The sequence below is a fragment of the Mucilaginibacter sp. P4_E8 genome (assembly GCF_056401495.1).
On sequence record NZ_JBFUJG010000029.1, the window covers coordinates 48,205 to 55,959 of the forward strand.

5 protein-coding genes are annotated in these 7,755 nt (G+C 43.2%); all 5 read right to left on the bottom strand.

Annotation, left to right across the window (positions count from 1 at the left end):
• Positions 1-4: 4 nt before the first annotated feature.
• The 5 genes from AC1DRQ_RS13560 to AC1DRQ_RS13580 all read right to left on the bottom strand — a co-directional run bounded on the left by AC1DRQ_RS13560 (position 5) and on the right by AC1DRQ_RS13580 (position 7,724).
• Positions 5-1,153 carry a redoxin domain-containing protein gene (locus AC1DRQ_RS13560; protein ID WP_477425167.1) on the bottom strand — a complete coding sequence of 383 codons (1,149 nt, stop codon included), beginning with the start codon at positions 1,151-1,153 and terminating at the stop codon, positions 5-7.
• 39 nt (positions 1,154-1,192) lie between these two features.
• Positions 1,193-1,714: a hypothetical protein gene (locus AC1DRQ_RS13565; RefSeq protein WP_477425169.1), complete on the bottom strand. Its 522-nt coding sequence runs from the start codon at positions 1,712-1,714 to the stop codon at positions 1,193-1,195.
• A gap of 8 nt (positions 1,715-1,722) precedes the next feature.
• Positions 1,723-2,901, bottom strand: a complete 1,179-nt coding sequence (locus AC1DRQ_RS13570; protein WP_477425171.1) for a redoxin domain-containing protein — start codon at positions 2,899-2,901, stop codon at positions 1,723-1,725.
• Positions 2,902-2,996: 95 nt separating this feature from the next.
• Positions 2,997-4,439, bottom strand: a complete 1,443-nt coding sequence (locus AC1DRQ_RS13575) for a RagB/SusD family nutrient uptake outer membrane protein (RefSeq protein ID WP_477425173.1) — start codon at positions 4,437-4,439, stop codon at positions 2,997-2,999.
• A 12-nt stretch (positions 4,440-4,451) separates the two neighbouring features.
• The gene (locus AC1DRQ_RS13580; RefSeq protein WP_477425175.1) at positions 4,452-7,724 is read right to left on the bottom strand and encodes a SusC/RagA family TonB-linked outer membrane protein; all 3,273 of its coding nucleotides are present in this window, start codon (positions 7,722-7,724) and stop codon (positions 4,452-4,454) included.
• Between the last annotated feature and the right edge of the window lie 31 nt (positions 7,725-7,755).

A 7,755-nucleotide genomic window follows, 5' to 3' on the forward strand; every position in this document is an offset into this window, starting at 1 on the left:
TAGTTTAATTATTTAATATTTTGCTGAGTTGCTTTTCCAGATCTCCATCGCGCAGGCTCCGGGCGATGATCTTACCATCGGGAGCTATCAGGAAATTTTGCGGGATACCGCTTACACCATATAAGGCTACTACGCTGTTGGTTTCATGATCAAGATCAGCAACGTGTGCCCATGCGGTTAAGTGGTCATGGCTGATGGCATTATGCCAGGCTTTCTCGCGTGAACGGGTATCCAGCGAAACACTCAGTATCTCAAATCCATTTTGGTGGTATTGTTTGTATGCTGCCACTAAATGCGGGTTATCGGCACGGCAGGGGCTGCACCAACTGGCCCACAGGTCAAGCAATACGTATTTGCCTTTATAGTCAGATAGTTTTACGGCATGCCCGGCGGTGTCCAGCAGGGTAAAATCTGTGGCCTGGCTGCCGACCGCTCCCTTGGTATTAAAGGTGATGGCATCTGTTATTCTTTTGTTGAACTGCCGTCCATCTTCACTTTCTTTGATATTGGAGGGCAGCATATCAAAATAAGGTTTCAACTTCTGGCCGTCAATACTATGACCGGTTCCTGCTAATTTCTGAAGCGCAAAAAATGCCACCGAAGATTTAGCATGTTGTTTGATAAAACCACCGTATACTTTATCCATAAAATCCTGCTCAAAAGCATATTGCCCGGCGTAGGCATCGTTGGCTGCAACGGTATCCTTTTGTTTCAGCAACTGGTAAGCCTTAGTTTTGAGTGCCTGGTTTTTATCTTCGTAAGGTTTGGCTGTTGAGGTTAATGCTTTATAGTCGTTATACCCGGCAGAGCCGCTTATGATGATGTCATGAAATTTTTTGATATGCGTTACTGTTGATATTCCCGGTGAAAGGAACAATAACGCTATGCCATCCGGTTGTATTTGCTTAACCGTCCTCATGTTGTAAGTCATCAACACGGTTTGCTGGCCTACTTCTAAATACCCTTTCAGGTTGTAGGAATGGTTGGTTACTTTGGCGCTGTCAATAACTTGTTTGAAGCCCTGCATATGCACAACATAAACCATTGGTACGTCAATACTATCCAGCTTTCCCCTGATCTCAAAGTTGGTTTTGTTTTGGGCCAGGCCCATAAAAGGGGCCGCCATAAGCAGCACCCCCAATAGTTTTTTCATGATAGTTTCCGATTATTTATTATGCATCAATGAGTAATGTTAATTGCTCTTTTGTTTATCATAAACCAGTTTTCCAGATATTTCCGATTCGCCGAATTTGAGTTTATAATCAATCGTAAAGGTTTGCAGATCTGGCGAAATGGTATAAGTTTTTACGCTCGGCGGCATTATACCTTTGGGGTTGTCCAAAGTTATAGTAACAGCATGGTCATTGACCCATTGAGTGGATAACTCACTCCTGGAAATAGTGGGGATCTCATTGATAACCGTGTTATTGGTTAATTGAGAAGGTTTTCCGTCAAGCCTGATAGTAGCCTTAGTGCTTTCGGTTGAATCTCCACTCTTGATATCGATCTCATCAGCTGTTTGATCAATGGTGAGTACCTGAACTTTTTTAGCACTGGCCGCGGTTAGGCGACCAAAGTCACTTTTACTTTCGTTTAAATGCCATGCACCTGCAAAATTCGCTTTTTTGGTTTGTGCCGTAGCGCCGTAGTTTATCAGGAAAAGGCTGGTCGCTAATATTATGGCTGTTAAGCTATGTTTCATGAGGGTTTTCATTATGGATGTTATTTAAAGATGGAAGCTAATTTGGTATGCAGGTCTTCGCCGCGCAGGTTGGTAGCAATAACAACACCGTTAGGGTCGATCAGGAAGTTTTGCGGAATAGAACCTACGCCGTACAGTTGTGCCGCCTGGTTTTTCCAGCCCTTGAGGTCGGATATCTGTGTCCATGGCAGCGCATCGCTTGCGATAGCCTTGAGCCAGCTGGTTTTGGCCGATTCTGAATCAAGAGAAACACCTAATACGGTAAAGCCTTTGTCTTTGTACTTGTTGTAGGCCTTTAAAACGTTAGGGTTTTCCTGGCGGCATGGTAAGCACCAGCTGGCCCAAAAATCAACCAATATGTATTTACCTTTAAATGATGACAGGCTAACAGGTTTATCATGAATGTCATTTTCTGTAAACTCAGGTGCTTTACTGCCCACAGGTATCTTGCCTGCTTCTACTTTTTGTTTAGCCAGCGCGGCTTTCAGCATCGAGTCGCGCATTACCGGTATGTGCGCAATGGCTAAGCCTAATTTGTCGGTTTTAACGTGGTTAGGTAGCTGTTGCATCAGCGTATCCTGGGCAGTGCCACCAACATAGCCAGATAACAGCAGCGCGTAGGTAGTAAAGGGGCTTACCCGGTTATTCGGGTTATTTCTAACAAACGTGTACATATCAATTAAACCCTTTGAGCCTAATAACCTGGATCTTTTCAGTACATCTGCTTGCAGTGCTTCGTTTGTTTTGTACGCTTCACTGGCTGCTATTTGTTTGAGCGCTTCTTTTTCCTTTACAACACCGCTGCTTATTTCAATTACCTGATTTTGAGCTGCTGCGGCCGAGCCAGACAGGGTGAATTTTTTAAGCGTACCATCAGAAACGATGTTGAGTTCGCCCTTGTCAAGATACAACGTGAGATCATTTGCCGGATTGGTTTTAGTTGCAGTGCTAATAGTTACTGCTATAGCTTCATCAACAGTGAGCTCCCCCTTAAACTGGTACTCATTATTTTTTACTTCGGTGCTATCGATATGCTTTTTTAATGTTCCGGATAAAAGTTCCGTCAGGTACAGTTTTGTGGGCACCGGAGATATGTTTTGTAGCTTGCCATTAATAATAAATGGCTGGGTTTGTGCCATGCTTTGTAAACTTGCTATGCACAAGCTTGTGGTAAACAGAGCGATGATCTTTGTTTTCATGATGAGTTTTGTTATTAAAAAATGGATGGATTGATAAAATCAGCAGAACCTGATCCGATCCTGCTGAAGAGACATTATGATAATAGGGGTGTACGTTAATTATATCCCGGATTTTGTTTCAGGTTTGCATCAGCCCGGATGTCATCAAGGGGGATAGGCATCAATTGCTCGAAGCTACTCCAGGAACCGCCTTTTTGTGGCGTTACCACGCTCATAACCGCATCAAGCTTGTTAGTGCGTTTCAGATCAAACCATCGGTGTCCCCATTCGCTAAAAAGCTCCACCTGGCGCTCATGCGCAATGGCATCAAGTATATCTGATTGTGAGCCCGCTGCAGTATTGGGTAGCCCGGCCCTTGAACGGATGATATTAATATCAGCAATAGCGCCAGACAAGTTGTTCTGCTGAGCCCGCGCTTCGGCCCGTATCAGGTATTGTTCGGCAAAACGCATCACTATTGGATATTCGGTAACTGCTATGGTTGAACTCAATGACGCAACCTTGTATTTATTGGCATAATAATAAGTGGTTACCGGCGCGGTGGTGGTGGTGAATGTACCAACCCAGTTTGTTAAACGGGCATCTCCGGTCTCAAAAGCGTTTACCAGATTATTATTTAGCGGTAACTGGGTTGATAATGTATAACTTGCATTAACAATCAGGTAGTTGGCATCAATAGTGTTTAAGTAAAGTTGCGAAACCGGTTGCAATGCCCATAAGGTTTCCTTGCTGGCCCTTAAAAAAACCTGGTTCAGATTGCCTACCAGCGTGTAATTAGCATTGCCGATCACGGAGCTGGCCTGGGTTTCGGCATTTTTCCAATCTTTAAGATATAAATAAACCCTTGCCAGCATGGCGCTTGCCACCTGTTTGTTTGGCCTTATTCTGTCTGTAACCGTATTGCCAGAGGCGTCTACGTACACATTATCGGCCAGTGCTCCCTGTGCGTCAGTCAAATCCTGTACTATCTGCTTGTAAATGGCATCGGGAGTACTATTAGGAAGAACATTATTAACGGTATAGTCATCACTGGTTGTTAATGGGGGGGTACCATAAAGATTTACCGCATAAAAATAAATATAGGCGCGTAAAAACTTCACCTCACCTAAAAGCTGTTTTTTAACCCCATCGGTAATGGCCGAAGAGCCGGAAATGCCATTAATGGCCGTGTTACAGAAAAAAAGCTGTTTATAAAACTCACTCCAGAAAGGAGGTGGGGTGATTGGGGCATAACTGTTTAAGTAAAATGTGCCTAATGATGAGTTATTGGAGCTGATGTTTATCAATTCATCTGCTGCTAAACCCATAGTTAAACTTATACCGGCACTGCCCTGGAAAAATGAGCCGACAGACATTCTTGTATATATACCCGATACTACCGACTGTGCAGCACTGTTTGAGGAGAATGCATTGCTGCTATTTGCCGCAACAAGCGAGGGGCCTACTTGTATGGCCTTTTTGCAGGAGCTGCCTAATAGGCCCACAATGGCCAGCACGCTCATATATAATGCTATTGAATATATCTTTCTAATTTTCATGGTTCCTTATTTTTAAAGTGATACTTGTATACCAAAAGTTATAGTCCGTAGCGGAGACATTTTTAGATAGCTTTGAGTTTCAGGGTCCGAAAAATTGTAACCACTAATAGTGGCCAGATTTTCACCTAATGCATAAACTTTCAGGCTACGCAGATGGCATTTCCTGGCTACCTCGTTATCGAACTGGTAACTGAGCGATGCGTTTTGTAACCTGATGTAAGAGGCGTCGCTGTAATATGCATCTAAAAACATGCTTCTGGCGTTCAGTGCATTGAAGAGTGTTGTGCCAAAGGTGCTGCCGAATTTGCCAAACTTAGCCACATCACCCGGTTTTTGCCAGTGATCTAAAATCGCTGTTGGATAGTTGGTATTAGGAAGTCCTGGCAGAAAACTGGTAGAAAGGATCTGTCCGAAAGGGCTTCGTCCGGTTTGTTTTATGCCGCGGAAAAGGAAACTGAGTGAAAAGCCCTTGAAGCTGATGGTGTTGGAAACGGAACCAAAGTAACCAGGATCGGTGTTTATCATTTTGGTTTGATCGGAACCTGAACTTGATGGTGCGGAAACAATTTTGCCGTCTTTATCATAAAACTGGTAAAGGCCGGTTTGCGGATCGACACCGGCATAGCGGTTAACAAAAAAAGTACCAACAGATTGGCTGATTTGTTGCTGAGCGAGCCCAGTGGCATTCGGGAAGGCCAATAATTTGTTACGCTGCCTGCTAATCATAAACGAGGTTGTCCATACAAAGCTCCCCGACTGGATATTAGTAGTGCTGAGCGTGATGTCGAACCCTTTATTTTGAACCTTAGCATCAATATTTTGATTTATCGCAGTAAAGCCAGTAGTTGAAGATAGTGGTACAGATGATAATACATCAGTTGTACGGTTTCTGAAGAAGTTACCCTGTAAGCCGATCCTTCCTTTCAAAAACTGGAGCTCAATACCGATATTTGCTTTAGCGGTACTTTCCCAACTCAGATACGGATTAGGCAGATTAGTTGGTATAATGCCCGGTACACCCTGGTAAGCGTTGGTTGATGATACAKCCGAAAAGTTTTCCAGATACAAATAAGTTCCTATCTGATCGTTACCGGAAGTGCCGTAGCTTCCTTTTATCTTGCCAAAACTGAGGAATGGTATGGCATTTTTAATAAAGTTTTCGGAACTGAATACCCAACCGGCGCCGGTTGCATAAAAGAAATGGAACTGCCGACTCTGGCCAAATTTACTTGAGCCATCATACCTGCCAGAAAGATCAACTATATATTTGCCTTCCCAGTTATAATTGGCGCGGCCATAAAGAGCGCTGTATTTGTAATTATAGGCGTTATAACCCTGACCTAACGCAACAATACTGCTGCCTGCAGCAATGTTGTTGATCAGCAGGTCATTGCTATAACCTAATGCCTGCAATTGAGTAGCATCAACCATTTGCTTTTGTATACTTCCGCCAATCAAGACGTCAAGCGTACCTTTGCTTATACTGCGGTTGTATTCAAGCTGCGGCTCTATACTCCAGAAGCTTTTATTGTTCCAGCTATAATTGGCCGAGCCCTTGACCCCCAGGGCTACAAGGGTTGGCAGAACAGAGGCCAGGGGAGTAGCCAGAAACTCATTAAGGGATTGTTTGTTGTAGCCTACAGTTGCCTGTACCTTTAAACCTTTTGCCAATAAATAACTGGCAACCATGCTGCTGGTTAAATTTGACAAAGAAGTTCTTGCAAGGGCTTTGGCTGATAATAAAGGGTTACCAAATGTATTGTTTTGAAAGTTCAGTGATCCGTCGGCGTTATAAAGTACCGGTGCATCCGGTGCAAGGTTGGCGTTACTGGTCAAGTCGACCGATGGAATGTTATTAAAGTCATAAGTATATCCACCGGTGAACTGCATATTAAATTTGTTATTATTGCTGGTAGAGTTCAAGCTGAAGTGCAATGAAGATGTTTGGTCTGATCCACCAATTAACTGTTGAACATTTGTTGAACGCCTGAAGTTACCGCTGACCAGATAGGAAACATTATTACCGCCTCCGGATATACTGGCCTGGGCATTGGTATTATAGCCGGTACCTTTTAAAAACATTTTTGACCAGTTGGTATAACGGGTGGTGTCCCAGGTGCCGTTTATGTCATAATCGGTAGGTAGTATAGCCGCATTATCATTTTTCTTGGCTTCATTGCGCATTTGCAGGTATTGCTGTGTGTTTAGTAGTTGTGGTGTAGTAATAGCCTGGCTTATACCGCTGAAAACATTTACATCAATTCTTGTATTGCCTGCTTTACCTTTTTTTGTAGTGATCAATATAACGCCATTGGCACCTCTTGAACCATAAATGGATGTGGCATCAGCATCTTTTAAAACGTTAATACTTTCTATATCCAAAGGATTAATTAAACTTAATGCATCATAAGCCTGGTTATTTGATCCTAAAAAATTAGACTTCTGAGATGAATAGCCGCCGCCATTATAAGGGATACCATCTATAACATAAAGCGGGGCCGAACTTGTGGTTAAACCATTTTGTCCCCTGATAACCACATTGTAGGTACTCCCGGCCTGTCCCGTAGACTGACTGATAACCATGCCAGGAACAGTACCCTGTAATACAGATAAGACGTTACCTACCGGGTATTTCTCAATTTCCTTGGCTGTAACGGTAGTCTGGTCGCCCACGTTAAGCCTTTTGGTTGTTTGGCCGTAGGCTATCACCTGTATTTCATCCAATTTGCTGATATCTTCTTTAAGCTGTATCGTAAATGGCGATTTAAGGTCTTCAATACGCATCTCCTGTGTTTGATAGCCTACATAAGAAAATACCAGAACCACATTTTTTGAATTAACTAAAGCGTTGAACCGGCCTTCGGCATTTGTCACCCAGCCGGTTATAACGGTTGACCCTTTTACTTTTACCGTAACGCCCGGTAATGCAAAGCCGTTTTGGCCGGTGACCTTGCCTGATATGAAAATAAGTTCACTACGTTGTGCCGTAGTTTCTTTAAGGCGTACCACTATGGTATTGTCAATAACTTTATAATTAAGCGGTTTATTGGCCAATAATTTCTCCATTACTTCTGTAATGTTGGCGTCGTTAATCTCGATATTGAAACTTGGAAAAGTACGCAGCACGTCAGGATCATACACGAAAGTGTAGCCACTCTGTTGTTCAATAGTTTTGAAAAGCTTCTCGTACGATATGTTTTTTGCCTTGAAGGTGATGCGCTGCGCAAAAGTGGCAGCGCTTACCTGCATGATACAAAGCAGAATTCCTAAAGTGGTCAATCTCATAACCAGGAAAAATTTGTGAAGTCCTTTCTTA